Origin of the sequence: Rhodospirillum rubrum ATCC 11170 (genome assembly GCF_000013085.1) — a bacterium.
Classification (GTDB): Bacteria; Pseudomonadota; Alphaproteobacteria; order Rhodospirillales; family Rhodospirillaceae; genus Rhodospirillum; species Rhodospirillum rubrum.
The window spans coordinates 611,774-636,232 of the sequence record NC_007643.1; the positions used below are offsets into that span (position 1 = coordinate 611,774).

The window sequence follows — 24,459 nt, forward strand, 5'->3', positions numbered from 1 at the left end:
GCGGTGCCGCCTGGGGGATTATCCACCGGTGGTGCTCATGTGGCGGCTGACCGCCGGGGCGCGGCTGGTACGGTCGATGATGAAGTCATGGCCCTTGGGCTTCTTGGTCATCGCCCGGTCCAAGGCCTCGTCCAGGGCGGCGGCGCCGCCGCCGTCGCGCAACACGGCGCGCAGGTCGAGGCTGTCGTCCTGACCCAGGCAGAGGTAAAGCATGCCGGTGCAGGTCAGCCGTACCCGGTTGCAGCCCTCGCAGAAGTTATGGGTCAAGGGGGTGATGAAGCCCAGGCGGGTGCCGGTTTCCCGGCAGTCCCAATAGCGGGCCGGACCGCCGGTGCGATGGGCGCTTTCGCTCAAGGTCCAATGGCGCTTCAGCCGGGCCTGGACCTCGGTCAACGGCAGATACTGGTCGATGCGGTCGGTTCCGGTGTCGCCCAGCGGCATGGTTTCGATGAAGGTCAGGTCATAGCCGCGCGTCCCGCACCAGGCCAGCAGGGCGTCGATCTCGTCCTCGTTCACCCCGCGCAGGGCGACGGTGTTGATCTTCACGGCAAGGCCGGCGCGGTCGGCCGCCGCCAGCCCGGCCATCACCCGGTCGAGATCGCCGCGCCGGGTGATCGCCCGGAAGCGCTCGGGGCGCAAGGTATCAAGCGAAACATTGATGCGCCGGACGCCTCTTGCCGCCAAATCGCCGGCGACCTCGGCCAGCCGGGTGGCGTTGGTGGTCAGCGTGAGTTCATCCAGGCCGCATTCCCTTTCGGCCGGGCGCAGCGTCCGACCCAGGTTCTCGATCAGCCCCATCAGCCCGCGGCGGTGCAACGGTTCGCCGCCGGTGATGCGGATCTTGCGCACCCCGCGGCGGATGAAGGCCAGCGCCACGGTTTCAAGCTCTTCCAGGCTCAGCAGATCACGCTTGGGCAGGAAGACCATGTCCTCGGCCATGCAATAGGCGCAGCGCAGATCGCAGCGGTCGGTGACCGACAGCCGCAGATAGGTCACGGTGCGGCCGAAGGCGTCGACCAGCGGTCGCGGCGGTTCGACCTGCGGTCGCGGGCCTTCGGCCAGGGGACGGGCGGCGGCCTGGGGCAAGGGGGGGAAGGATCGGGTCATGGCCTTCATGTGGGGGCTGCGCGCGCCCCCGCAATAGGATCCCGGGCGCGGCGGTTTTAGGCGCCGGGGGAGGTTGGCGGCTCGGTCGCCTCCAGGTTGACGACATCGGTGCGGATCAGTTGTTTGCCGCCATGCTCGAACATCACCGTCACCCGATTGTCGACCGCCGATTGGATTTGACCGACGCCCCAGTCGGGGCGGCCGGGCAAGCGCACCCAGGCGCCGGGAACCATGCCGAAAGCCATGGGGTTTCCTCCTTAAGGTCTTGGCGGACAAGGCGGTCCGCTGTGGTGGCGCCTTGTCGGCGAGCGGGGTGGCTGGTAACACTACTTGCAAGATCGGCTTTACGCACCGTCGGGTCCAGCCCCTGGCCTTGCGGCCGGACCTTCGCCCGCCGCCCGTCCCTTTCCTGTCGATGGAGCTCGACCGTGAGCGAGACGCCTTTTTCGCCCCATTCCTTTGCCGCCTCCGCCCCGTCCGTGCCGGATCGGGCCGAGGGCGCGGCCGAAGACCTTGATCTGGCCCTGATGTTATGTACGCGTCTATGCCACGATCTTGCCGGATCGATCGGCGCGGTCAATACCGGGGCCGAACTGCTGGAAGAAGAAGGCGAGGCCTTCGATCCCGAAACCCTCGCCCTGCTCGCCGACAGCGCCCGTGGCGCCGCCTTGCGGCTGAAGGTGCTGCGCATGGCGATGGGGCTGGTTCGCGGTCGTCAACCCACTCTGGCCGAAGCGGCAGAGGGGCTGGGCGGCCTGCTGGCCGCCTCGGGCCGTCGCTTCGCCCTTGGCGACCCCGCCATGGGCGACCCCGGCGCGCCGACGGTCCAGCTTCTGGTCAATCTGGCGATGGTGGCCGCCGATGTTTGGCCCAAGGCCGCCGAGATCACCCTGGGCGCGACCGAGGACGGCTATGGGGTGTGGGCGCGCGGCGCCGCCGGTCCGCCAAGCGCCTCCTGGGATCAAGCCCTGGCCGGGGGGGACGACGTCCCCGATCCGCGCACGGTTCAGGCGTGGTTGACCAAACGGCTGGCGGCCCGCTTGGGAATGGCGATCCTCATCCCGTCCTCGCAGGCCGGAACGCTGCTGTTGACACGCCGGTAAGGCCCCGGCCTCTTGACTTTCGGCCAGGGGGGCATACGTGCCTTAAGGTATGTGGACTTGGCCCTTTCGCCCCATCGCACTTGCTGGTAAAGATGGGTTGTGGCGCCATCAGGGCCGGAAGGTCGGCCAGATGGCGGGACGGGGAACGTGCAAAGACGTCAAGGGTCACACCGATCGCACCGCTTCCGGGGCATCGGACCTGTGTTTTAACGCGCGTGTGTCTTGACGGAAGCGGTCTCGAGCGAGCCGTTTTTCCGAAAAACGCCAAGGAGGTCCAAGTATGGACGATCTGCTCAGCGAGTTCCTCACGGAAACCTCGGAAAGCATTGCCACGCTTGACGTGGAACTCGTGAATTTGGAGCGGAATCCAAACGACAAGGGTATCCTTTCGAACATTTTCCGTCTGGTCCACACCATCAAGGGAACCTGTGGTTTCCTTGGGCTGCCCCGCCTTGAAAGCTTGGCCCATGCCGGCGAGAACGTGCTAGGCAAGTTCCGTGACGGCGATCTTGAAGTGACCCCGGCGGCGGTGACGGTGATTTTGCACACCATCGACCGCATCAAGGAAATCCTGGGTCATCTGGAAGCCAATGAGGTCGAGCCCGAGGGCGACGACAAGGATTTGAAAGCCCATCTGAACGCCTTCGCCGAGGGCAAGCAGCCGAGCGTGGCGGCGATGGCCCCGGCCCCGGCCCGCGCCGCGGGCTCGGGTCCGGCGATTTCGGAAGGCGGCTATCCGGTCGCCGCCGAGCTGCTGGCCGAGGTGAGCGAGGCCGTCGCCAAGGGCAAGCGCGCCGCGACCGAGGCCGAGTTGGCCGCCGAGCTGGCGGCCGAACTGGCGGCGGCGGAGAAAGCCGAACAGGCGGTCGCCGCGCCCGTTCCCGAAGTCATTCCCGAGGTCAAGGCCGCGACTCCGGTGGTCCAGCCGGCCAAGCCGCCGGCGGTGACCGCCGCCCATGACACCAACGGCCCCAACGGCGGTGGTGGCGGCGAGCAGAAGGAAGGCTCGGTCGCCTCGCAGTCGATCCGCGTCAATGTGGAACTGCTTGAAAACCTGATGACCCTGGTGTCTGAACTGGTGCTGACGCGCAACCAGTTGCTCCAGATGGTACGCGGCAGCGACGATTCGGAATTCGTCGCGCCGCTCCAGCGGCTTTCCCATATCACCACCGACCTTCAGGAAGGGGTGATGAAAACCCGCATGCAGCCGATCGGCAACGCCTGGGCCAAGCTGCCGCGCATCGTGCGCGATCTGTCGATCGAAATGCACAAGAAGATCGATCTGCAGATGTACGGGGCCGATACGGAACTTGACCGTCAGGTTCTCGAGATGATCAAGGACCCGCTGACCCACATGGTGCGCAATTCCGGCGATCACGGCCTGGAATTCCCCGACGAGCGGGCGGCGGCGGGCAAGCCCGAGACCGGCGTCATCAAGCTCAACGCCTATCACGAGGGCGGCCACATCATCATCGAGATTAGCGATGATGGGCGCGGCCTCAATCTTGAACGCATCCGCGCCAAGGCGCTCTCCAACGGCCTCGCCACCGAGGCCGAACTGGAGAATATGACCGATCAGCAGATCGCCCAGTACATCTTCCGCGCCGGGCTTTCCACCGCCGAAAAGGTCACGGCCGTATCGGGCCGCGGCGTCGGCATGGACGTGGTCAAGACCAATATCGAAAAGATCGGCGGCACGGTCGAGCTGAAGACTTGGCCGGGCAAGGGCTCGCGCTTCGTCATCAAGATTCCGCTGACCCTGGCCATCGTCTCCGCCCTGATCGTCGAGGCCTCGGGCGAGCGCTTCGCCATCCCGCAGATCTCGGTGCTTGAACTGGTGCGGGTGACGGCCAATTCGGAAACCACCATCGAGCAGATCAACACCGCGCCGGTCTTGCGCCTGCGCGATCGCCTGATGCCGCTGGTGTCGCTTTCGGCCCTGTTGCGCCTGGATGACGGCGATGACGAGGAACTGGGCAAGACCGCCGACGCCACGGCCGGACGGCGCGATGAAACCTTCATCGTCGTCAGTCAGGTTGGCACCTATACCTTCGGCATCATCGTCGACCGCGTCTTCGACACCGAGGAAATCGTCGTCAAGCCGGTCGCTCCGATCCTGCGCCATGTGTCGATGTTCTCAGGCAACACCATCCTGGGCGACGGCAGCGTGATCATGATCCTTGATCCCAACGGCATCGCCAGCGCCACCGGCGAGGTGACCATGGGGTCGGCGTCGGGGACCACCGAAGCCGCCCAGTCCCACGAGTTCGTCGGCGAGGATCGCACCTCGCTGCTGGTCTTCCGCGCCGGGGGCAAGGATCTCAAGGCCGTGCCGCTGGCCCTGGTCGCCCGCCTCGAGGAAATCGAGACCGACAAGATCGAGCATTCCTTCGGCAAGCCGGTGGTTCAGTACCGGGGCCAGTTGATGCCGCTGGTCGGCATCCACGATGAATTCACCCTTGCCGGCGAAGGCCGCCAGCCGGTTCTGGTCTTCTCGGACCGTGACCGCACCATGGGTCTGGTCGTCGATGAAATCGTTGATATCGTCGAAGACCACTTGAAGGTGGAATTGCGCGCCGATCTGCGCGGCGTCGTCGGAACGGCGGTGGTCAACGGCAAGGCCACCGATATCATCGATACCGGGTATTATCTGACCAAGGCCTTCGGCGATTGGTTCGGCACGATGAAGAGCGATGCCTTCGGCGAGCAAAAGAGCGCGATCCGGGTTCTTCTGGTCGACGACAGCCCGTTCTTCCGCAATCTGCTGACGCCGCTGCTGTCGGTTTCGGGCTATGCGGTGACCGCCGTCGAATCCGCTGAAAAGGCCCTGGAACTGCGTGAAAAGGGCCATTCCTTCGAAGCCATCATCAGCGATATCGAGATGGCCGGCATGGATGGCTTCTCCTTCGCCGCCGCCATCCGCGCCGATGGCCGGTGGGGCAATCTGCCGCTGATCGCCCTGTCGAGCCACGCCACCGAGCGCGATCTTCAGCGCGGCCGGGAAGCCGGCTTCGATGACTATGTCGCCAAGTTCGACCGGGACAGCCTGCTTGAGGTCCTCGGGCAACTGGTTGGCGGACAGCCCGCTCTGGTGGCCCAGGAGGGCTGAGTGTCCTGCTCATCGGGGAAGCTTCTTTCCAAGGCTCTTCGCCGGTGTCCTCGCGTTCGTCTCGTCGGGCTGCCCTCCCTTGTTGGGTGGGGGCCCGGCTGCCCGCCAGATGACGTCTATCGTCGCTTGGCGGGTGTCGCGCCCGGATGGGCCCTCTCTGAAAAGGGCAAGGAGTACTCATGAAATCCTGTCTGATCGTGGATGATTCGAAAGTCATCCGCATGGTTGCCAAAAAGATCCTGCAGGAACTCCAGTTCGAAACGCTGGAAGCCGAGGACGGCCAGGTCGCTCTGGACGCCTGTCTGAAGGCTTTGCCAACGGCCGTTCTTCTCGACTGGAATATGCCGGTCATGAATGGTCTCGAGTTTCTCCAAAGGTTACGCAAGTTGCCGGGGGGGGATCAGGTGATCGTGGTGTTCTGCACCACTGAAAACGATATTGATCACATCCAGGAAGCGATCGCCCACGGGGCGAACGAATATATTATGAAACCTTTCGACAGCGAGATCCTTCAGGCCAAATTCCAGCAGGTCGGTCTTCTGGACGCATGAGCGTTTTCGGAACAGTGGGAAAGAGCAAAGCGTGACGATAACGACGTCCGAAGCGACCAGCCATACCCTCGGCGGACCGATCCGGGTCATGGTCGTTGATGATTCCGCCGTGGTGCGGGGGCTGGAAACCCGCATGCTCGAAGAGGATCCGGCCATCCAGGTCGTCGCTTCGGTGGGCAATGGTCAGATGGCGGTGCAAGCGCTCGACCGGCACGACATCGAGGTGGTGATCCTCGATATCGAGATGCCAGTGATGGACGGGTTGACCGCCTTGCCCGAGTTATTGCGAAAGTCGCCCAATCTCAAGGTGATCATGGCCTCGACCCTGACCCTGCGCAACGCCGAGGTCACGCTCAAGGCCCTGCAGATGGGAGCCTCGGAATGTCTGGCCAAGCCGACGACGTCGCGCGAGATTTCGGGGGGGACGGATTTCCGGCACGATCTGGTGGAGAAGGTCAAGGCTTTGGGCGGGGCGCGGCGCCGCGCCCTGGGACGGGCGGCGCCGACGGCGCGGGCCGGCGGGGCCGTGGTCGAGCGCAAGGTCGGGGCTCTGCCCTCGCTGATGGCCCAGCGCGCCCAGCAGCCGATCTCCCTGCGTCCGGCGGCCGAGGAGCGCCCCGATATCATCGCCATCGGCAGTTCGACCGGCGGTCCCCAGGCGCTGTTCACGGTTTTTGGCGATATGCGCAAGGGCGGTTGGCCCAGTCAGCCGATCGTCGTCACCCAGCATATGCCCGCGACCTTCACCACCATTCTGGCCGGACATATCGAACGGGTGGCGGGGGTGCCGACGGCCGAGGCCAAGGATGGCGATCCCATTCGCGGCGGCCATATCTACATCGCGCCGGGCGACTATCACATGGTCGTGGAAACCCGGGGGACGGAAAAAATCCTGCGATTGAACCAGGACCCACCGGAAAGCTTTTGTCGTCCCGCCGTCGATCCGCTGTTCCGCTCCGTCGCCAAGGCCTATGGCCGGCGGGTGCTGGCAGTGGTGCTGACCGGCATGGGCGCCGACGGCTCCAAGGGAGGCAAGATCATCGCAGAGTCTGGGGGCACCGTGATCGCCCAGGACGAGCCCAGCAGTGTGGTGTGGGGAATGCCCGGAGCGACGGCCCAGATCGGGGCCTGTTCCGCCGTTCTTCCCCTCAAGGACATTGCGGCCTACGTTCTCCGATCCGCGAACAAGCGCTGATGGCATGAAACCGGAAGATTTCGACTTCATCTCCAAGCTGCTGAAAGATAAATCCGGGCTCGTTCTGACCAAGGACAAGTCCTACCTTATCGAAAGCCGCCTGATGCCCCTGGCCCGGAAGCGCGGCTTCAAGGGATTGGACGAACTCATCGGTCAACTTCGGCGCCGCGATCTGGCGCTGGAGCGCGAGATTACCGAAGCGATGACGACGAACGAGTCGTTCTTCTTTCGCGACAGCAAGCCCTTCGATCAGTTCCGCCAGGTGGTCCTGCCCAATATCCTCAAGGCGCGGGCCAGCAAGAAGTCCTTTCGGATTTGGTGCGCGGCGGCTTCCAGCGGCCAGGAACCCTATTCCCTGGCGATGATCCTCAAGGAAGAGGCCGCCCGCCTTGCCGGCTGGCGCGTGGAAATCGTCGGCACCGATCTGTCGACCGATATCCTGAAGAAGGCGCGCTCGGGGCTCTATTCCCAGTTCGAGGTTCAGCGCGGCATGCCGATGAACCTTCTCGTCAAATACTTTAAGAAGAAAGACGAGATGTGGGAAATCGACGCCGGTATCCGGGCGATGGTTCAATACAAGGAATGGAACCTGCTTGAGGATCTGCGTCCGCTTGGTCAGTTCGATGTGGTCTATTGTCGAAATGTTCTGATTTATTTCGACCAGCCGACCAAGACCAAGGTTCTGGACGCAGCGGCCGCCCTGATGCCCGAGGACGGGGTTCTCTATCTGGGTGGGGCGGAAACCGTTTTGGGGATCACCAATGCCTTTCGGCCGATCCCCGGCCAACGCGGCGTCTACGCGGTGGCCAAGGGCGAAAACGTCAAATCCCTGGGCGCCGAAGCCTGAGCGCCCGGCCAAGCGGCAAGGGCCGGGCGGGGATCACGAGGCGGTCTGTTTGACGCCGCCGTCCTTGGGCAGGGTGTCGTCGGGGTCGCGGAGCACATAGCCCCGACCCCAGACGGTTTCGATGTAATTGGTGCCGCCGGTCGCCTGGGCCAGTTTCTTGCGCAGTTTGCAGATGAAAACGTCGATGATCTTCAGTTCTGGCTCGTCCATCCCGCCGTAGAGATGGTTGAGGAACTGTTCCTTGGTCAGGGTCGAGCCCTTGCGCAGGGTCAGCAGTTCAAGGATGCCGTATTCCTTGCCGGTCAGATGGACCGGATCCCCGGCCACCGAGACGGTGCGGGCATCGAGATTGACTTCCATCTGGCCGACGGTGACCACCGATTGCGAGTGGCCCATCGAGCGGCGCACGATGGCCTGCAGACGGGCGATCAGTTCGGATTTATCAAAGGGCTTGGTCAGATAATCGTCGGCGCCGACGCCCAGGCCTTTGACCTTGCGATCGCTTTCGTTCAGCCCCGACAAAATCAGCACCGGGGTGTTGATGCGCGAGGCGCGCAGGTGACGGATCACCTCGATGCCATCCATATCGGGAAGCATCAGGTCGACGATCAGGATGTCGTAGTCGTAAAGCTTGCCGATCTCCAGCCCATCTTCGCCGGAGTCGGTGGTATCGACGACCCACCCCTCCTTCTTCAGCACCAGATCGATGCTGCGGGCGGTGGCGGCATCGTCCTCAATGACGAGAACACGCATGGTCGTGTCTCCAATCCTGGGGCAATCCCGATAGAATTGCTGGAGTGTTAACCTCCATTAACGATAAAAGGGCAGGGGTCGCCACGCAAGCGACAAAATGAATACGTGTTAAAAATCTGATGCTTCCATGTAGATCTTCTAGCTTCATGGAAGGTTGTGTCCGGCTGTGCGTCGCCGCCGATTCATCGCCCGTTAAGGCCGCTCGGGCACTGTGACCCTCTCCTAATTCTGGCGGACCGGCCGATGAGCGCGATTTTCTCCAATTTGCTGAACGATCTGGCGAAGCTGCCCGAGCGGCGGATTTTCGGCCGGGTGGTCGGCGTCCAGGGCATGCTGGTGGAAATCGGCGGCGCCCAAACCAATTTGTCGGTCGGCGATCGCTGCGCCGTGATCGCCCGCGACGGCCGGCCGATCACCTGCGAGGTCATCGGTTTCCGCGCCGCCCGCGCCCTGCTCATGCCCTTCTCGGTTCTGGACGGAGTCGGCCTGGGCTGCCGGGCCGAGGTGATCGAGGGGGTGCCGGCGATCTATCCGACCCGCGACTGGCTGGGGCGGGTGATCAACGCCATGGGCGAGGCGGTCGACGGCAAGGGGGCGCTGCCCGCCGGCGAACGCGCCGTAGCCATTCGCGGCCGGCCGCCCAGCGCCCATTCCCGCCAACGCGTCGGCGGCAAGCTGGATCTGGGCGTGCGGGCGATCAACACCTTCCTCACTTGCTGCCGGGGGCAGCGCATGGGCATCTTCGCCGGATCGGGCGTGGGTAAAAGCTCGGTCATGTCGATGTTCATCCGCAATACCAACGCCGATGTCATCGTCATGGGGCTGGTGGGCGAGCGCGGGCGCGAGGCGCGGGAATTCATCGAGGACGATCTGGGCGAAGAGGGCCTGAAACGGGCGGTCACCGTGGTGGCGACCAGCGATGAAAGTCCGCTGATGCGCCGTCAGGCGGCCTATATGACCCTGGCCGTCGCCGAATACTTCCGCGATCAGGGGCTGGACGTGCTGTGCCTGATGGACAGCGTGACGCGCTTCGCCATGGCCCAGCGCGAAATCAGCCTGTCGGCCGGCGAGCCGCCGGCGTCGAAGGGCTATACGCCAACGGTTTTCGCCGAACTGCCCAAGCTGCTCGAACGGGCCGGTCCGGGGGTCGAGGGATCGGGCTCCATCACCGGATTGTTCACCGTTCTGGTCGAAGGCGATGATCACAACGAGCCAATCTCCGACGCGGTGCGCGGTATCCTCGATGGGCATATCGTGCTTGATCGCGCCATCGCCGAACGCGGGCGCTATCCGGCGATCAATATCTTGCGCAGCGTCTCGCGAACCATGCCCGGCTGTAACAGTCCGGCGGAAAATGCCCTGGTCGCCAAGGGGCGGCGGCTGATGGCAGCCTATGAGAATATGGCCGAGTTGATCCGCCTAGGCGCCTATCGCAAGGGGTCCGACCCCGAGACCGATACCGCCATCCATTATCATCCGGCGCTCGACGCCTTTTTGACCCAGGCCAAAACCGAAGGGACCGATCTGGCCACCGGCTATGCCATGCTTGAGGCCGCCCTGGCGCCGCAGATCGAGATGAGCCCGCCGCCGATGGCGGCCAAGGGCTTCCCGGCGCCCTCGCGCAGTTTCCAGCCGTCGCGCTCGCCCGCGCCGCCGCGCAAGCGCGACTAGAGCAGATCTCCGAGCGATCTAAAGGGGATTGCGATGATGATTTGTTTGACTATCAAGATTCCAGGCCGGCGAGGGGTCTTTGGCGATAGGGGGGGATCTTGGCCAAAAGCCTGCAAACACTGATCCGTTTGCGTAAGTTCGAGGTTGATGAATGCCGCCGGGCCCTGGGCGAGTTGTTCGCCGCCGAGGCCGAACTGGAGGCGCGTGTCGCGGCGCTGGAGGCCGAGCGGTCGCGGGAAGAGGCCTTCGCCCGCGATCCCGGGGTGATGATCCCGGGCATTGGCTTTACCCTGGGCAATTTCGTGGCCCATTATCTGGCGCGCAAGGCCGCCCTGGCCGAGCAGAAGCGCTTGCTCGACCTCGCCATCGAAGAGGCGCGCGAAGCCCTGGCCGAGGCTTTCCGGGTGGTGAAGACCCTGGAGATCACCCGTGATCAGCGCGACGCGCGCGAGCGCGAGGAACGCGATCGCCGCGATCAGGCCGCCTTGGATGAAATCGGTCTCACTCTCTATCGTCGGCGGAAGGCCGAGGATCGGCGCTCCGAGGAGTGAGCGGCGCCGGGGCCGCGCTTGGCGAGGCCGTCGGCGGGGCGAGGGGGGCGCTCGTCGGCTCCGCCTCGTCGGCGAGGGGCGCATGGGCGCCGGTGACCCCGACCGGGCGCAGCAGATCGAGGCGTACGAAGCCGATCAGTCCCTGGGCGGTCATCGCCCGGGCCCAGACCTGACGGGGGTCGACGTCGAGCACCACCAGGAAGGTCCCGCGACGGATGATGGCGGCGGCGTCGTAATGGTTGCCCGGGCCGGTGCGCAGGGCAACCGTTGGCGCGACCACCGTATGCACCCGGCCCGAGGGCAGGGCGCCGGTGGCGCCGTCGCGGGCCAGCGGCGCTGGCGGCGGGCTGAGGGCGGGCAAGCCGGGGGCGGTGGGGGGCGGCTCGCGCAGCCAGGGCAGGGCGACCAGGGCGAACACCAGCCCCAGACCGGCCGGCGGCAGAAGCTGCAGCCAGAAACCGATCCCCGGCCCCATCCAGACATTGCGCAGGCGTCGCCCCGGTTCGGCGCCCAGGGCATTGAGCATGCGTTCGGCGTTATCGCGGTCGCGGCCTTCCGCCGGGGCCAGGGCCAGGGCCTGGGTCGCCAGCCCATGGGCCAGCGAACGGTCGCCCCGGCCGAGAAAGGCCCGGGCCTGCTGAAGGAGCAGGGCGCTGTTTTCGCGATCGGGCTTGACCCCGCCGCGCAGATTGACCCAAAGCGCCGACAGGGTATGGGGCGGGCCGAGGGGGAAGGCCCACCAGCCCTTCAGCCAGCAGTGCAAGCTGGCGGCGAAGCCCAGGCGTTCGGCGCAACGCCGGCAAAAGACACCGCTGATCGGCGTGCGCTCGGTCCGCCACAGCCGGCCGGTGACCTTCTCGAAAATGATGTAGCGGGGCTGGGCGGTCACCTGACCGCAGGAGGAGCAGGCCCTGGGGCCGCTGGCGGCGGCCGGGCGGGCGGCGCTTGTCGCCGTCGACGCAGGAGGCGGGGCCGGGCGGGCGGTGGTCAGGGTGGCATAAAGGGCGCGGCTGCGCGGATCGGACAGCGTGTGATAGGCGTCGTTGATCCGCTGGAACTCGGCGACCGCATTGGGGCTGGGGTTGCGATCGGGATGCAACTCGAAGGCCTTGCGGCGATAGGCCTGCTTGATCGCCGTCTCGTCGGCATCAAGGGCGAGGCCGAGAATGCGGTAATAGCCCTTGGGATCCTGGGTGGGAATACTCATGCTTGCGGGCTCACGACTCTCCGATCGAGAGCGGCGGCCGGCCGCGCCACAGCGGCTGGCGATCCTCGGCGATCACCCGATGGGGCAGCCCGGCCACCCGGTTCGCCGGCTGGTCATGGTCATCGCTCCGCCCCGCCGTCTGGCTTGCCCGGACTTCGACCTGGACCCAGCGCGGCACCACCTCGTTGTTGATGTCGTCAAGAACGGCCAGGGTCAGGTCCTCGGGTCCCGGCCAGGACCAGCGACCAAGCCCGGCGATATAGCCGGCGAAGGCCGGGCCATCGATCAGCAGGCGGTCGGGCACCAGACGCACGACAAGCAGCGGATCGGTCAATCCCGGTAGGTCGACCCTGGGGCGGCCATCGAGGATGACCAGATAGTCATGACGCGGCGCCGGATTGGGGCGGGTAAGCAACCCATCCCGGCGGGCAAGCGGATCCATCGACAGCTCCTCGCGCCGCTTTCTCTCTCTTACAGACTTATGATCAAACCATGATCCGCAAGGGCTGAGCAAAGGGTTAATGGCGCGAGGATCGCCCGGTTTTTTCCCGGAGTTTTTCGGGTGGACCTATTTTTCCACAAAGGCCTTTTCGATGACGAAATGACCAGGCTCGCCGGTGTTGCCCTCGCGGAAGTCATGGGCCTCCAGCCAAGCCTTCATGTCGGCCAGCATGGCCGGGCTGCCGCACATCATCACCCGGTCGCGTTCGGTGCTCATCGCCGGCAGGCCCAGGTCGGCCGTGATCTTGGCGGTTTCCATCAGCGTGGTGATGCGGCCCTGATTGCGGAACGGTTCGCGGGTCACGGTCGGGTAATAGATCAGCTTCTCGCGCACCATGTCGCCAAGGAATTCGTTATCGGGCAACAGATGGGTGATTTCCTCCTCATAGGCCAATTCGGCGATGAAGCGGCAGCCGTGGACCAGAACGACCTTGTCGAAGCCCTCATAGACCGCCGGATCCTTGATGATCGACAAGAAAGGGGCGAGGCCGGTGCCGGTGCCGAGCAGCCAGAGGATCTTCCCCGGCAACAGGTTGTCAACGACCAGGGTGCCGGTCGGCTTGCGGCTGATCAAGATGGTGTCGCCGACCTGGATGTTTTGCAGGCGCGAGGTCAAGGGGCCGTTGGGCACCTTGATGCTGAAGAATTCCAGGTTCTCCTCGTGATTGGCGCTGACCATCGAATAGGCGCGCAGCAGGGGCCGCCCCTCCACCTCGATGCCGACCATGGTGAACTGGCCGTTATCGAAGCGAAAGCCCTGGTCACGGGTGGTCTTGAAGCTGAAAAGCGTCTCCGTCCAATGATGAACCTCGGTAACGGTTTCCTTCAACAGGGTGCTCATGATGGTCTTGTCTATCCCTCTGCCGTCCCCGAAATGCCGCCGATCGCGCGTTCTACTCCGGGGAATTAAATCCGATCATTATGGTTGGCTATAGCCGATTCGCCGCGCTCAGGCAAAGCGAAACGCCGCCCATAGACATGCCTTTACAGCATGTAGGGCATGCGGCTTGCTTGGTAAATACCATATGAAAAAAATGGGTTAAGGCGCGCAAGAGTTTAGGCGATCAGGCCGCCCGGCGGGCCGGCCAGCGGCGGGGCGAGGCTTTCGGGGGGCGGGCGGACAAAGGGACCGCCGGCTTCGAACATCACCTGACCGCCCAGGCCAAGGGTGACCAGGGCGGTGTTGAACAACACGGTGATATCGCCGCGCATGGTCGGGGTCAGCGCCTCGCGGCTGCGCACCACCATGTCGAGCATGCGTCCGCCGCGCCGATACAGCCCGTCGAACTGCAAAAAGCCGAGCCGCGACAGATCCACCTCGACCAGGAAGCGCTCGCCGCGTTCCCGGCGCTTGCCGGCCTCTTCGCCCTCGCCATCCTCGGTGGGCGGGCGGCGCAGGATGATGCGCACCGGTTCGATCGTCGCGCCGTTGAGGAAGGGCACCGTATGGACGCGCCATTCCCCGGCCGTCGGCTTCTCGGTCGTCGGGCGTTCGGCCATATCGCCCAGGTCCGCCCGCAGTTTGTCGGCCAGTTCGACGCCGCGACGGCCCATCTTCTCCAGGCTGCGCAAGGTGGCCTCGCCCGGCCATTTCGCCGCGTCACCGCCGGCGCGCAGCGCGCCGACGAACGAGGTCAGGGTCGCCGCCAACATCGGTCCGGGGCGGGGGGTGCTCGCCACCAAAGGATTGCCCGCCGCCTCCGCCTCGCTGGCGTTCCGATCAAGCAGGGCGATCGCCTCGGCCAGGGCCGGCCAGCCGCTGGCGCCGGCGCCGCTTCCCGTCAGCGGTGGGATCGGCGGGGGAACCTGGGTCACTGGCGGCAGGGGCCGCCCGACCACCTGAAGGACGACGGAGCTTCCCGCCGGGGCGTCAAGGCGGCCGCTCACCGCCAAACGGCCGATCCCGGTATCGACCATCGACTGAGCGGCGCCTCCCGGGGTGACCACCGTGCCGGTCAGCGTTTGCCCGGCCAGCCCCGGCGCGGCGGGCGACGGGGCAAGCCCGCCGCCGGAAACCGGCGGGATCGGGCTGGCGGCGACACCCGGTGGCAGGGCCGGCGCCGCCGTGGGCGAGGGTATCGGCGGCGAGCCGGGCAGTCCCGCGCCCCCCGCGCTCCCCGCCACGCCGCCCGGAGCGGCAAGGGGGGGGATCCCCGGGGGGGTGGGGAAGGCCCCCGGGCTCGCGCCGCCAGGGCCCGTCAACCCCCCGGCGGGCGGACCGACGCTGACCAGACGCACCGTCAATCGGCTGCCGATCTCCAGGCCGCCAAGGCCGGTGGGCGGGGCGCCGTCCGCCGGGCCGCGCACCAGCAGGGCGGATAGCCCGCCGCCCGCCGGGCCGGCGCCGGCCGATCCCAGGCTGACCCGGTCGCCCCCGGCCACAAGCCCGGCAAGCATTCCGCCCGGGCGCAGGCCCGCTCCATTGATCGGTCCGCCGGTCACGCCCCCCAGGGATCCGGGCAAGGCGCCAGCCGTCGGGTTGGCCGCGCCGGCGGCTCCGCCGCTCAAGCCGGCAAGCGGCGGCCGGCCGTTGAGCGCCGAAATCCTCACCAGGGTCTGCCCCCGGTTCTGGCCGATCAGGGTCAGGCTGAGCGTGCTGCCGGCGGGCAGGTCGAGCGGTGTTTTGAGGGTGAGTTCACCAAAGGACGAGGACAGCGTCACCTCGCCCCGGCCGGCAAGCGCCTGAACAACGGCGTCGATCTGGCTGCCCGGGGGCAGGGCGACGACGGCGGCGGGCGGGGCGGTGACCACGGCGGTGGTCGGCGCCGGCGGGGGGACGACCGGCGGCGTCGGCGGCAGGGAGGGGGGGACGGCGCTGCTCATGCCGGCGATCTCCGCTTGCGGGGCTGTGAACGACGCCCGGCGCCGCCTGCGGGGGGCGCGGCGCGGCCGGTCACAGCGTCTGAAAGACCGTCTTAGCCCTGCAGCAGGCGCTCGGCGATCGCCTCGACATCCATCGCCGCCTCGCTGCTGGGGAAGCGGGTGAGGATCGGGGTTTGATTGCGGATCGACTCGCGCACCCGGGTATCGCGCCGGACGATGCCGGCCAGCGGCGGGCTGATCTTGAGGAAGCCCTGGCAGGCCTTGAGCAGGGTTTGATAGGTGCGTTCGCCCTCGCGCGTCGAATTGCAGGCATTGACCACCACCCGGATATCCAGGTCGCGCCGTTCCATGGCGGTGATCTTGATCAGGGCATAGGCATCGGTCAGAGAGGTCGGTTCATCGCTGGTCACCACCAGCATCGACCCGGCGGCGCGCGAGAGCAGCCGCACCGATTTATCGACCCCGGCGCCAAGGTCGATGATGACCTTGTCGTAGCTTTGCGACATCAGCATCAGATCCTCGACCAGGATCTGCAGACGGCCGGGCGGGATATTGGCGAGGCTGCCCGACCCCGAGCGTCCGGCGATCACATCGAAATTGCCCGCCGGATAGGCGGTCGCCGCCTGATTGAGGGTTTTCTTGCCCGACATCACGCTGCCCAGATCGTGATTGGGCATCAGGCCAAGCTGGATATCGACATTGGCCAGCCCCAGGTCACCGTCAAACAGCAAGGCCCGGCAGCCGCGCTTGGCCAGGGCATGGGCGAGGGTGATCGAAAACCACGTTTTGCCGACCCCGCCCTTGCCCGAGGCGATGGCGATGATATTGCGGGTGCGCGCCATCAGCCCGGTGGCCCGGGGCGCCATCGTCGGGAAGGGGGATTCGGAGCTGGGTGCGTCGCTGGTCATGCCGGTCACAGGGCCTCCGAATACGGCGTATCGTCATCATCGGGATAAGCGCCGCCTGCCGAGGAGGCGCCAATCGCCGACTCCTCCTCCAAGGGCAGGATCAGCCGCGCCAGGGACAGCGGCGTGATCGGGCAAAGACCGTTGGCAACATGGGGATTGATGGAAACATCGCCGAAAGCCAGGGATCCGGCCTCGGCGGCGGCCAGGATGCCGCCAAGCCGGCGGGCCATGTCGAGCCGGGTGGCCAGGATGCGCGAGGCGCCGACCTCGGCAAAGGCCTCGGCGATCTCCATGGCCTCCATCGGGTCGGTTCCGGCATTCAACACAAGCGCCGCATCCATGGGGACGGCCGAGATAAGAGCCCGCAGGTAGTCCATGTCGTCCTGGGAAAAGGGGTTGAGGCCGGGGCTATCGATGAAAATAACCCCAAATTGCTGCTGCATATTGGGCACGAGTGTGGCGAGGCCATCGGGACCCCGGGCTTTTTTAAGGTCGATCTCCAGGATGCGGGTGAAGGCCGCCAATTGCTCTTGGGCGCCGGCGCGCACCGAATCCGCGGTGATGACGCCAACGGCCCGGCCGGAAAGCCGGGCGCGGGCGGCCAGTTTGGCAACGGCGATGGTCTTGCCGGTGCCCGGCGGGCCGACCAGCAGGATCGGCCGGGGCGCGGCGGTCTGGGGCATCGGGGCGAAGCGGAAGACCTGATCAAGGGCGCTGGCGCAGGCGCTTATGGCGTCGCGGGCCGGCGTCACCGCCGCCAGATTGACCAAAAGCTCGGTCAGGCGGGCCGGAGCGCCGTGGAATTCCAGGGCCTCGCGCACCGCCTCGCCCACCGGGGTGCGGTGGGTGCCATGCAGGGCGGTGTGGATATCGTCCTCGACCAGATCGCCTTCAAGGGCGGCGGTGATGCGCACGCCATTGCCATCGGATGCGCGCTGAGTGGACACGATGATGGCGTCATCGCCCAACTCGGCGCGAATCGCGGCCATGGCATCTGCCATGCTGTCAGCGGTATAGCATTTAAGCCGCATGGGTTGGCGTGGTTTCCAGTTGGGACGGCATGCCGGAGGGCGACCCGGGGCATGGGTTCGGTGAAAAGGACAGACCACCATAGGGCGGGTGCGTTAATTCCCCCTTACCGTAGACCCGGTCAAGACCGAACGGGAGGTGTTTTCACGGGTCGGTCATGGGGGCCGGTCCGCCTAGCTTATCATGTTACCAAAGCCTGTCCGAATCATGACGGATTGGTAAATTGAGATATATCCGCCATGGACTTAAGGTCTTTTTACGGCGGCGATGAGCAGCCCTCCCCAAGATAAGGACCCGGTCCGATGACTTTACGCGATCTGCCTCGCCTCGTGCGGCGCGATTTGTTAACGCCCGTTACCGCCATCTTGTTCCTGGTGATCGCCATCAGCGGAATAATGTTGTTTTGGCATCAGGGCGAACACCTCGTGAAGGATGCCCACGAATGGCTGGGTATGGGGTTTATCGGTGTAGCCTGCTGGCATCTCTGGACCCATCGCAAGTCCGTCGCCGCCGCCCTCAAGCGCCCTTTGCCGCGCTGGGGATTCGCCGGGGCCACGGCTTTGGCCGTGGTCGTGGTGATGGCCACGGCCTCGACCGATGGCAAACAGGGCTCGCCCAAGGCGCTGATCGGCTCGCTGATGGCCGCCCCCCTGCCGGTGGTCGCCCAGGTGGTGGGCGCCGATCCGCAGGTTCTGGTCAATGCCCTGGAGGCGCGCGGCTGGCGACTGCCGTCGTCCCAGGCCACCGCCTTGGAGATCGCCAGCTTGTCGGGGGGCTCGCCGATGGCGGTGCTGGCGGTCGCCCAGGGCTTGGTTCAGCCCACTCCCTGAGGTTACGGGCTGAGGTTACGGGCCCTGAGGCGGTGGGCGGCCCACCCCCCCGCCTTTACGGTGTCCTCTTTCTGTCGTTTCCTTTACGCCGCCAAGCGGCGCCAGCCCTTTACGCCGCCGCGCGGCGCCAGCGGGCGGGCAGGCGGGCGAAGATCACCAGATTGCCAATCAGGATCAACGGCAGCCCGGCCATTGCCCAGGCGCTCCACTGGTAGCCCTCGAATAGGGTCGATACCGTCAGCGCCACCACCGGAAACAGCACGGCCGAATAGGCCGCCCGATCGGGTCCGATGCGCGAGACCAGCGAGAGATAGGCGGTGAAGCCGATGACCGAGCCGGGGATCGCCAGATACAGCAAGCTGCCGACATAGCGCGCCGACCAGTCCATGGCGAAAGGCACCCCGCGCGCCAGAACGAAGAGGGCGAGGAAGACCGAGCCCCAGGCCATGGCGCGGACCACGGCGTTGGGCAGGTCGGTTCCCGAGGCGGTGGCGCGCAGCGAGACCAGATTGCCCAGCGAGAAGACATAGGTGCCGCCCAAAGCCAGGGCGACGCCCAGGGCGGTGTCGGCGCTGGCTTCGACATGGAGAAAGGACTCGCCAAACAGCAAGGCGATCCCGGCGATGCCGATCAGGGCGCCGCCCACCGTCCGGACCGCCGGAACGCGCTTGAGGAAAAGCCACTGATTGGCGGCGTTGAAGACGGTGGCCATGCAGAAGACCACCGAGACGATGCCGCTGGCGATGTATTGGGTGGCCGAATACATCAGCACGAAATTGGTGCTGAACAGGCAGAGCCCGAGCAGGGCGAACCAGGGGTGATGGGCCAAGGGCGCCGGCTTGAACCGGCCGCTCGCCGCCAGACCAAAAGCCAGGACGATCGCTGCGAGCAGGAAACGCCAGAGGATCGACACCTCGGGCGCGATGGTTCCCAGCTGAAGGTGGATGCCAAACCACGTGAACCCCCAGCACAGAACGACGACACAAAATAAGATGACGGACATGGTGGAGACAGCCCAGATCATGGGGGGAAGGGGGACCTTTCCTAGCACCCCCCGGGCGCCCTGGTCTGTCACCGCCTTGCTTGGCGTATCGCGGCCTTGCGGCAAGGCGATCCAAAGTGCTTAGCTGGGTTTTCGTTCGAGCCTGAGGCGCGGGTCATGGCCGATCTGGACGACTTCAAGATTTTTGAGCATCTGCACAGCGCCGGCGTTCCGCTGCGGGCTTCGGCGCGCTTTGGCGACGGCGTGGCCGCCGCCTTATGGGAGCGCGACGAGCATGTGTTTCAGCGCTACGAAACCCCCGACCACCATACGCTGAGCCTTTATGTCGACGGTGGAACCGGGATTCGCCGCTTGGCGGGCGAGCGCTTGCGCATTGGCGATCACGCCGGCCCGGGCAGCCTGTGCGTCATGCCCGCCGAGGTGACGTCGGACTGGTCGGTCGACGGTCCGGTCCGCCTGTTTCATTTTTATATCCCGCGCGTCGTCTTCAACCGGGCGGTGGTTGAAACCCTGGATCTCGATCCCGCCCGGGTCAGCCTGCGCGATGAAAGCTTCCTGCGCGACCCGGTGCTTGAAGGCATGATCCGCTCGGCGATGCTGGCGCTGTCGTGGAACGATCCGGCCGAGCGGGTGGCGCTGACCCATGCCGGGCGGGCGCTGATCGCCTATATGGCGGCGCGGCTGACCGATCGCGGGGCGCGGGCCTTGCCGGCGATGGGCGGGCTGACGCCCCGGGTGGTCGCCCGCCTGCGCGCCTTCATCGAAGCCAATCTCGAGCGGGCGCTGAGCATCGACGATCTGGCCGCGGTGGCCGATCTCAGCCCCTTCCACTTCGCCCGCGCCTTCAAGGCCACCCTGGGCGAGCCGCCCCATGCCTATGTGCAAAGCCGGCGGATCGAGCGCGCCAAGACCCTTCTGCGCGCCGATCGCCTGCCTTTGGCCGAAATCGCCCTGCTTTGCGGCTTTGCCAGCCAAAGCCACTTCACCGCCCGCTTCCGCCAAGCCACCGGCCAGACGCCCGGGCGTTACGCCCGGGAGGGCGGTGGTCTGGTTTCTGATGTATTTCTTTAAAATCAAGGGATTAGAGAGAGGGTGGCGCGGAAAACCGGTATCTGCTTTTCTAAGAACCCGATCTTTGGGCCCTTCGTCATGATACCATGGCGCCTGTAGAGAAGACGGGCGAAGAGCGGGCGCGGCGTGAATGGCGAGAGCTGAAAACATCAATCCCGGGATTCTTGTCTGGGCGCGGGAGTCGGCCGGGCTGGGTCTGGAGGAGGCGGCGCATCGGCTTGGCATCCCGTCAAGCCAGCGAAAGACCGCTGTGGAAAAGCTGCGAGAGATCGAGGCCGGACAGACCTTTCCCACCCGTGCTCTGCTCAGCAAGTTTTCGGCCGTTTATCGCCGTCCGCTCATCACCTTCTATATGAAGGAGCCGCCTCGCAAAGGTCTGCGCGGCGAGGATTTTAGAACGCTGTCCACACCGGTCTCAGGCAGGGAGAATGCCGTTCTTGATGCCCTGCTGAGGGATGTTCGCGCCCGTCAAGAGATGGTGAAAAGCCTGCTGGAAGATGAAGAAGAGGCGCGGCCGCTTCCTTTCGTCGGCTCGGCCAAGCGTGAGGATGGCGTGGGGGCGGTTGTAAACGCCATCGCCAAAACCCTTGGCTATGATCCCGATGCGCAACCGCGCGGCCGGCGGGGTACCGGTGTCGATGATCTGTTTAAGGATCTGAGGACCCGCGCCGAGGGGGTCGGAATTTTCGTTCTTCTGATGGGCGACCTCGGATCTCGCCACTCGACGATCAGCGAGGCGGTTTTTCGTGGTTTCACGATCGCCGACAAGATCGCGCCCTTTGTCATCATCAATGATCGCGATGCCCGCGCGGCCCGCTCCTTTACGCTGCTTCACGAACTTGCTCATCTGTGGCTGGGGCAAACCGGGGTCAGCGGCGCGGTGGAGACGGCGGAGATTTCCTCGAGGGTCGGGGTGATCGAGCGATTTTGCAATGATGTCGCCGGGGAATTCCTGCTTCCCAGCGCCGCATTTAAAGACCGGCCCGAGATGCTTGAGGCCGCCACCAAGGACGCCGCCCATCGGGTCGTCAGCGATCTCGCGCGGACGTGGAGCGTGAGCGAGTCGATGATGGCTTATAAGCTTGCTCGGATAGGCTGGATCGGCGGCGCCCTGTATCAGGATCTAGCGGCTGACTTCGCCGCCCGCTGGCAGGCGCGCAAGGACCGGGCTGAGGAGAACAAAAAGGAAGGCGGTCCGAGTTACTACGTGGTGAAGCGGTTCAAACTGGGGGATGCCCTGGTCGATGTCGTGCGTCGAACACTTCGGGATAACCTGATCACCCATACCAAAGCGGCGAAAGTTCTGGGTGTGAAACCCGGTTCGGTCGATCCTCTCATCCGAAATTTCGAGAAAACAAAAGGTGTCTTTCTGCCCGATTCGCGGGGGTGATGGCGTGCTTTACCTGATTGATGCCAATGTTCTTATTCGCGCCCACGAAGACTACTACGGAATCGATCAGGTGCCGCAGTTCTGGATTTGGCTGCTGACGGTCGCCGAGGCTGGACTCGTCAAGATGCCCTTCGAGATCCATGACGAAATCGCCGTTTCCACCGGTCCGCTGAGCGCCTGGATCAAGCTGGAGACGACAAAAGAACGCTTGATCCTGGATGAAGAGGTGAAGGGGGCTTGCGTCGATCGGGTTCTGAGGGAGGGGTATGCCCCTGATCTTGATGATAGTGAGCTTGAGAAAATGGGCCGCGATCCGTTCCTTATCGCCTATGCTTTGGCGGCGAAGGATAGAATCGTCGTCACAAAAGAAGTTTCAAGGCCTGGAAAGAAAAGGGCGAACAGGAAAATTCCGGACGTATGCGCATACTTCGGGATCAAATGTATGAAGGATTTTGATTTTTTTAGAAGTGCCGGATTTAATACGAAGTGATTTGGCGCAGGGGCCGCAAGCGCTGCGCCGAGAAAGGACGGAAGGTCCAGAGCGATATGCGGGAAATCTGGTCCCCCCCACACCGCTCCAGGATCTTGATAGGGGAGCGAATCCTCGTCGCGCTCTGGTTCAGAGGGCGAGGGATTTTCTCTGCGCCTAAATCTGCCCCAGGGTCTTGATCTTGGCCTTGGGGTGGATCTCGTTCTGGCTCATCACCACGGTCATCGGCCGGAAGCGTTCGATGATCGAGCGGACATAGGGGCGGATCATCGGGCTGGTCAGCAGGACCGGCGATTCGCCTTGCATGGCGAAGCGTTCGAAGGTCTGGCGGACGCCGACGATGAATTCCTGCAGCTTCGAGGGCGCCATCGACAATTGGCGATCCTCGCCCTGGCCGATCAGCGCCTCGGCGAAGGCGGTTTCCCATTGCGGGGACAAGGTGACCAGCGGAACGATGCCGTCCTCGTTGACATTGGCGTCCGACAGCTGGCGGGCGATGCGGGTGCGGACGTGCTCGGTGATCATCATGATGTTGCGGGTGGCGCCGCAGGCCTCGGCCACGCCTTCGAGGATGGTCGGCAGATCGCGGATCGAGACGCGTTCGGCCAGCAGGTTCTGCAAGACGCGCTGGACGCCCGAGGTGGAAATCTGGGTGGGGATCATGTCGGCGATCAGCTTTTGCTGTTCCTTGTCGAGATCGTCGAGCAGCTTCTGGGTCTCGGCGTAGGACAAAAGCTCGGCCATATGGTCCTTCACCACCTCGGTGATATGGGTGGTGATCACCGTTGGCGGATCGACCACCGTATAGCCGCGGAACATCGCCTCTTCGCGATTGGACAGATCGACCCAGACGGCGGGCAGGCCAAAGGTCGGTTCGTGGGTTTTCTCGCCGGCCAGGGTGATTTCGTCGCCGCGCGGATCCATCACCAGCAACATGGTCGGCCGCAGGTCGCCGTGTCCGGCTTCGACCTCCTTGATGTAGATGCGATAGGTATTGGCGGCGAGCTGCATGTTGTCTTGGATGCGCACCGGCGGCATGACGAAGCCCATATCGGTGGCCAGGGCCCGGCGCAGCGCCTTGATCTGGTCGGTCAGGCGCTGGTTGTGGGCGGTGTTGATCAGCGACAGCAGGCCATAGCCCAGTTCCAGGCGCACGAGGTCGATCTTGAGCGCCGTCGAGATCGGCTCCTCGGCCACCGGAATTTCCTGGGTGGCCAGTTCCTGGGCGTGCTCGGCCTCGTCGCGTTTGATGTTGGAGGCCTTGCGATTAAGCCACCAAGCCGCGCCCCCGGTCAAACCGGCGAGCAGCAGGAAGGGCAGGGCCGGGGTGCCGGGCACCAGGGCCAGCGCTCCGGCCAGGAAGGCGCTCATGCCCAGGGCCTTGGGATAGGCGGTGAACTGGCCGATCAGGGCGGTTTCGGCGGTGGTCGTCAGCCCGCCCTTCGACACCATGACGCCGGCGGCCACCGAGATGATCAGCGCCGGAATCTGGCTGACCAGCCCGTCGCCGACGGTCAGCGCGGTATAGGTGTTGGCGGCTTCGCTGAAGGTCAGATCATTCTGGGCGATGCCGATGATCATGCCGCCGATGACGTTGATGAAGGTGATGATGATGCCGGCGATGGCGTCGCCGCGCACGAACTTCGAGGCGCCGTCCATGGCGCCGAAGAAGTCGCTTTCCTTCTGCATCTCCTCGCGGCGGCGGCGCGCCTCGGTCTCGTCGATCAGGCCGGAACTGAGATCGGCGTCGATCGCCATCTGCTTGCCGGGCATGGCGTCCAGGGTGAAGCGCGCCGTGACCTCGGCGATACGGGTGGCGCCCTTGGTGATGACCATGAAATTGACCAGCACCAGGATCGAGAAGACGATGACGCCGATAACGAAATTGCCGCCCATGATGAAGCCGCCGAAGGCTTCGATCACATGGCCGGCCGCCGCCGTGCCTTCGTGGCCCTGGGCCAGGATCAAGCGGGTCGAGGCGAGGTTGAGCGCCAGACGCAGCATCGTCGTGATCAGCAAGACCATGGGAAAGGTACTGAATTCCAGCGCCTTGCGGATGAAGACCACGGTCATCAAGATCAGCACCGACAGCGTCAGCGACATCGCCAGCATGATGTCGAGCAGCCAAGTCGGCATCGGCAGGATCAGCACGACCAGAATGGCGATCAGGCCAAACGGCAGGGCGAATTCGCCGGTGACCACCAGCTCGCGCATGCGGCGGGCCCAGGCGCCAAAGGCGAAGGGCGGCGGTCCGTCGGGCGTGCCGGGGCCATTGACGGGAAGCGGCGTCAGCCTGCCCTGGTTCAGATCCTCGGCCATG

The 24,459-nt window shown here is 65.1% G+C and carries 22 protein-coding genes; 11 read left to right on the top strand and 11 right to left on the bottom strand.

The annotated features are described in order from the left end of the window. Nucleotides 1–18: 18 nt before the first annotated feature. Both moaA and RRU_RS02720 read right to left on the bottom strand, forming a co-directional pair. Nucleotides 19–1,116, bottom strand: coding sequence for a GTP 3',8-cyclase MoaA (gene moaA / locus RRU_RS02715; protein WP_011388276.1), 1,098 nt, complete (start codon nt 1,114–1,116; stop codon nt 19–21). A gap of 47 nt (nt 1,117–1,163) precedes the next feature. Continuing rightward, nucleotides 1,164–1,352: a DUF3553 domain-containing protein gene (locus RRU_RS02720; RefSeq protein ID WP_011388277.1), complete on the bottom strand. Its 189-nt coding sequence runs from the start codon at nt 1,350–1,352 to the stop codon at nt 1,164–1,166. Between the two features lie 183 nt (nt 1,353–1,535). On the opposite strand from RRU_RS02720, the gene RRU_RS02725 reads away from it, so the two are divergent. The 5 genes from RRU_RS02725 (at nt 1,536) to RRU_RS02745 (ending at nt 7,912) form a co-directional block, all read left to right on the top strand. Further along, on the top strand, nt 1,536–2,210 hold the full coding sequence (locus RRU_RS02725; RefSeq protein WP_011388278.1) for a histidine phosphotransferase family protein: 675 nt from the start codon (nt 1,536–1,538) through the stop codon (nt 2,208–2,210). A gap of 280 nt (nt 2,211–2,490) precedes the next feature. After that, complete coding sequence (locus tag RRU_RS02730; RefSeq protein WP_011388279.1) at nt 2,491–5,319, top strand: hybrid sensor histidine kinase/response regulator; 2,829 nt, start codon at nt 2,491–2,493, stop codon at nt 5,317–5,319. Between the two features lie 179 nt (nt 5,320–5,498). Beyond that, complete coding sequence (locus RRU_RS02735) at nt 5,499–5,870, top strand: response regulator (RefSeq protein ID WP_011388280.1); 372 nt, start codon at nt 5,499–5,501, stop codon at nt 5,868–5,870. Nucleotides 5,871–5,901: 31 nt separating this feature from the next. Next, nucleotides 5,902–7,065, top strand: a complete 1,164-nt coding sequence (locus tag RRU_RS02740) for a protein-glutamate methylesterase/protein-glutamine glutaminase (protein WP_011388281.1) — start codon at nt 5,902–5,904, stop codon at nt 7,063–7,065. Between the two features lie 4 nt (nt 7,066–7,069). Then, nucleotides 7,070–7,912 carry a CheR family methyltransferase gene (locus tag RRU_RS02745; RefSeq protein ID WP_011388282.1) on the top strand — a complete coding sequence of 281 codons (843 nt, stop codon included), beginning with the start codon at nt 7,070–7,072 and terminating at the stop codon, nt 7,910–7,912. A gap of 33 nt (nt 7,913–7,945) precedes the next feature. Here the strand turns inward: RRU_RS02745 and ctrA are convergent, their stop codons facing one another. After that, complete coding sequence (ctrA, locus tag RRU_RS02750) at nt 7,946–8,665, bottom strand: response regulator transcription factor CtrA (RefSeq protein WP_011388283.1); 720 nt, start codon at nt 8,663–8,665, stop codon at nt 7,946–7,948. Nucleotides 8,666–8,908: 243 nt separating this feature from the next. Between ctrA and fliI the strand changes: the two genes are divergently transcribed. Continuing rightward, nucleotides 8,909–10,336 (top strand): flagellar protein export ATPase FliI, encoded by a 1,428-nt coding sequence (fliI, locus tag RRU_RS02755; RefSeq protein ID WP_011388284.1) that lies wholly within the window; start codon nt 8,909–8,911, stop codon nt 10,334–10,336. Nucleotides 10,337–10,434: 98 nt separating this feature from the next. Further along, the gene (gene fliJ / locus RRU_RS02760) at nt 10,435–10,887 is read left to right on the top strand and encodes a flagellar export protein FliJ (RefSeq protein WP_011388285.1); all 453 of its coding nucleotides are present in this window, start codon (nt 10,435–10,437) and stop codon (nt 10,885–10,887) included. Here fliJ and RRU_RS02765 read toward each other — a convergent pair. The 6 genes from RRU_RS02765 to RRU_RS02790 form a co-directional block, all read right to left on the bottom strand. Beyond that, nucleotides 10,838–12,094, bottom strand: a complete 1,257-nt coding sequence (locus tag RRU_RS02765; protein WP_011388286.1) for a DnaJ domain-containing protein — start codon at nt 12,092–12,094, stop codon at nt 10,838–10,840. The genes fliJ and RRU_RS02765 overlap by 50 nt on opposite strands. 10 nt (nt 12,095–12,104) lie before the next feature. Beyond that, nucleotides 12,105–12,536: a hypothetical protein gene (locus RRU_RS02770; protein ID WP_011388287.1), complete on the bottom strand. Its 432-nt coding sequence runs from the start codon at nt 12,534–12,536 to the stop codon at nt 12,105–12,107. 126 nt (nt 12,537–12,662) lie between these two features. Beyond that, a complete protein-coding gene (locus RRU_RS02775; RefSeq protein ID WP_011388288.1) occupies nt 12,663–13,436 on the bottom strand; it encodes a ferredoxin--NADP reductase in 774 nt (257 codons plus the stop codon). Nucleotides 13,437–13,651: 215 nt separating this feature from the next. After that, a complete protein-coding gene (locus RRU_RS02780) occupies nt 13,652–15,418 on the bottom strand; it encodes a hypothetical protein (protein ID WP_011388289.1) in 1,767 nt (588 codons plus the stop codon). 92 nt (nt 15,419–15,510) lie between these two features. Next, entirely contained in the window at nt 15,511–16,284 is a 774-nt protein-coding gene (locus RRU_RS02785) for a MinD/ParA family protein (RefSeq protein WP_011388290.1), read from the bottom strand. 47 nt (nt 16,285–16,331) lie between these two features. Continuing rightward, on the bottom strand, nt 16,332–17,315 hold the full coding sequence (locus RRU_RS02790) for an AAA family ATPase (RefSeq protein ID WP_014625961.1): 984 nt from the start codon (nt 17,313–17,315) through the stop codon (nt 16,332–16,334). Nucleotides 17,316–17,657: 342 nt separating this feature from the next. Between RRU_RS02790 and RRU_RS02795 the strand changes: the two genes are divergently transcribed. After that, entirely contained in the window at nt 17,658–18,185 is a 528-nt protein-coding gene (locus RRU_RS02795) for a DUF4405 domain-containing protein (protein ID WP_011388292.1), read from the top strand. Nucleotides 18,186–18,294: 109 nt separating this feature from the next. Here RRU_RS02795 and RRU_RS02800 read toward each other — a convergent pair whose 3' ends face one another. Next, nucleotides 18,295–19,188 (bottom strand): DMT family transporter, encoded by an 894-nt coding sequence (locus tag RRU_RS02800; RefSeq protein WP_201215802.1) that lies wholly within the window; start codon nt 19,186–19,188, stop codon nt 18,295–18,297. A gap of 156 nt (nt 19,189–19,344) precedes the next feature. Here RRU_RS02800 and RRU_RS02805 point away from each other — a divergent pair, with 156 nt between their 5' ends. From RRU_RS02805 to RRU_RS02815, 3 genes are all read left to right on the top strand, one after another. Continuing rightward, nucleotides 19,345–20,259 carry a helix-turn-helix domain-containing protein gene (locus tag RRU_RS02805; RefSeq protein ID WP_011388294.1) on the top strand — a complete coding sequence of 305 codons (915 nt, stop codon included), beginning with the start codon at nt 19,345–19,347 and terminating at the stop codon, nt 20,257–20,259. A gap of 130 nt (nt 20,260–20,389) precedes the next feature. After that, on the top strand, nt 20,390–21,649 hold the full coding sequence (locus tag RRU_RS02810; protein WP_011388295.1) for an ImmA/IrrE family metallo-endopeptidase: 1,260 nt from the start codon (nt 20,390–20,392) through the stop codon (nt 21,647–21,649). 4 nt (nt 21,650–21,653) lie between these two features. Continuing rightward, the gene (locus tag RRU_RS02815) at nt 21,654–22,139 is read left to right on the top strand and encodes a DUF4411 family protein (RefSeq protein WP_011388296.1); all 486 of its coding nucleotides are present in this window, start codon (nt 21,654–21,656) and stop codon (nt 22,137–22,139) included. A 156-nt stretch (nt 22,140–22,295) separates the two neighbouring features. Here RRU_RS02815 and flhA read toward each other — a convergent pair whose 3' ends face one another. After that, nucleotides 22,296–24,458, bottom strand: coding sequence for a flagellar biosynthesis protein FlhA (gene flhA, locus RRU_RS02820; protein WP_011388297.1), 2,163 nt, complete (start codon nt 24,456–24,458; stop codon nt 22,296–22,298). Nucleotide 24,459 lies beyond the last annotated feature (1 nt).

Bases quoted from the DNA above. Each gene is read 5' to 3' on its own strand.
- RRU_RS02790 (WP_014625961.1), bottom strand. From the start codon at position 17,315: ATGGCCGCGATTCGCGCCGAGTTGGGCGATGACGCCATCATCGTGTCC.
- RRU_RS02745 (WP_011388282.1), top strand. From the start codon at position 7,070: ATGAAACCGGAAGATTTCGACTTCATCTCCAAGCTGCTGAAAGATAAA.
- moaA (WP_011388276.1), bottom strand. From the start codon at position 1,116: ATGAAGGCCATGACCCGATCCTTCCCCCCCTTGCCCCAGGCCGCCGCC.
- flhA (WP_011388297.1), bottom strand. From the start codon at position 24,458: ATGGCCGAGGATCTGAACCAGGGCAGGCTGACGCCGCTTCCCGTCAAT.
- RRU_RS02730 (WP_011388279.1), top strand. From the start codon at position 2,491: ATGGACGATCTGCTCAGCGAGTTCCTCACGGAAACCTCGGAAAGCATT.
- RRU_RS02785 (WP_011388290.1), bottom strand. From the start codon at position 16,284: ATGGCGCCCCGGGCCACCGGGCTGATGGCGCGCACCCGCAATATCATC.
- RRU_RS02805 (WP_011388294.1), top strand. From the start codon at position 19,345: ATGGCCGATCTGGACGACTTCAAGATTTTTGAGCATCTGCACAGCGCC.
- RRU_RS02735 (WP_011388280.1), top strand. From the start codon at position 5,499: ATGAAATCCTGTCTGATCGTGGATGATTCGAAAGTCATCCGCATGGTT.
- RRU_RS02775 (WP_011388288.1), bottom strand. From the start codon at position 13,436: ATGAGCACCCTGTTGAAGGAAACCGTTACCGAGGTTCATCATTGGACG.
- RRU_RS02720 (WP_011388277.1), bottom strand. From the start codon at position 1,352: ATGGCTTTCGGCATGGTTCCCGGCGCCTGGGTGCGCTTGCCCGGCCGC.
- RRU_RS02795 (WP_011388292.1), top strand. From the start codon at position 17,658: ATGACTTTACGCGATCTGCCTCGCCTCGTGCGGCGCGATTTGTTAACG.
- RRU_RS02800 (WP_201215802.1), bottom strand. From the start codon at position 19,188: ATGTCCGTCATCTTATTTTGTGTCGTCGTTCTGTGCTGGGGGTTCACG.
- RRU_RS02770 (WP_011388287.1), bottom strand. From the start codon at position 12,536: ATGGATCCGCTTGCCCGCCGGGATGGGTTGCTTACCCGCCCCAATCCG.
- fliI (WP_011388284.1), top strand. From the start codon at position 8,909: ATGAGCGCGATTTTCTCCAATTTGCTGAACGATCTGGCGAAGCTGCCC.
- ctrA (WP_011388283.1), bottom strand. From the start codon at position 8,665: ATGCGTGTTCTCGTCATTGAGGACGATGCCGCCACCGCCCGCAGCATC.
- RRU_RS02810 (WP_011388295.1), top strand. From the start codon at position 20,390: ATGGCGAGAGCTGAAAACATCAATCCCGGGATTCTTGTCTGGGCGCGG.
- RRU_RS02765 (WP_011388286.1), bottom strand. From the start codon at position 12,094: ATGAGTATTCCCACCCAGGATCCCAAGGGCTATTACCGCATTCTCGGC.
- RRU_RS02780 (WP_011388289.1), bottom strand. From the start codon at position 15,418: ATGAGCAGCGCCGTCCCCCCCTCCCTGCCGCCGACGCCGCCGGTCGTC.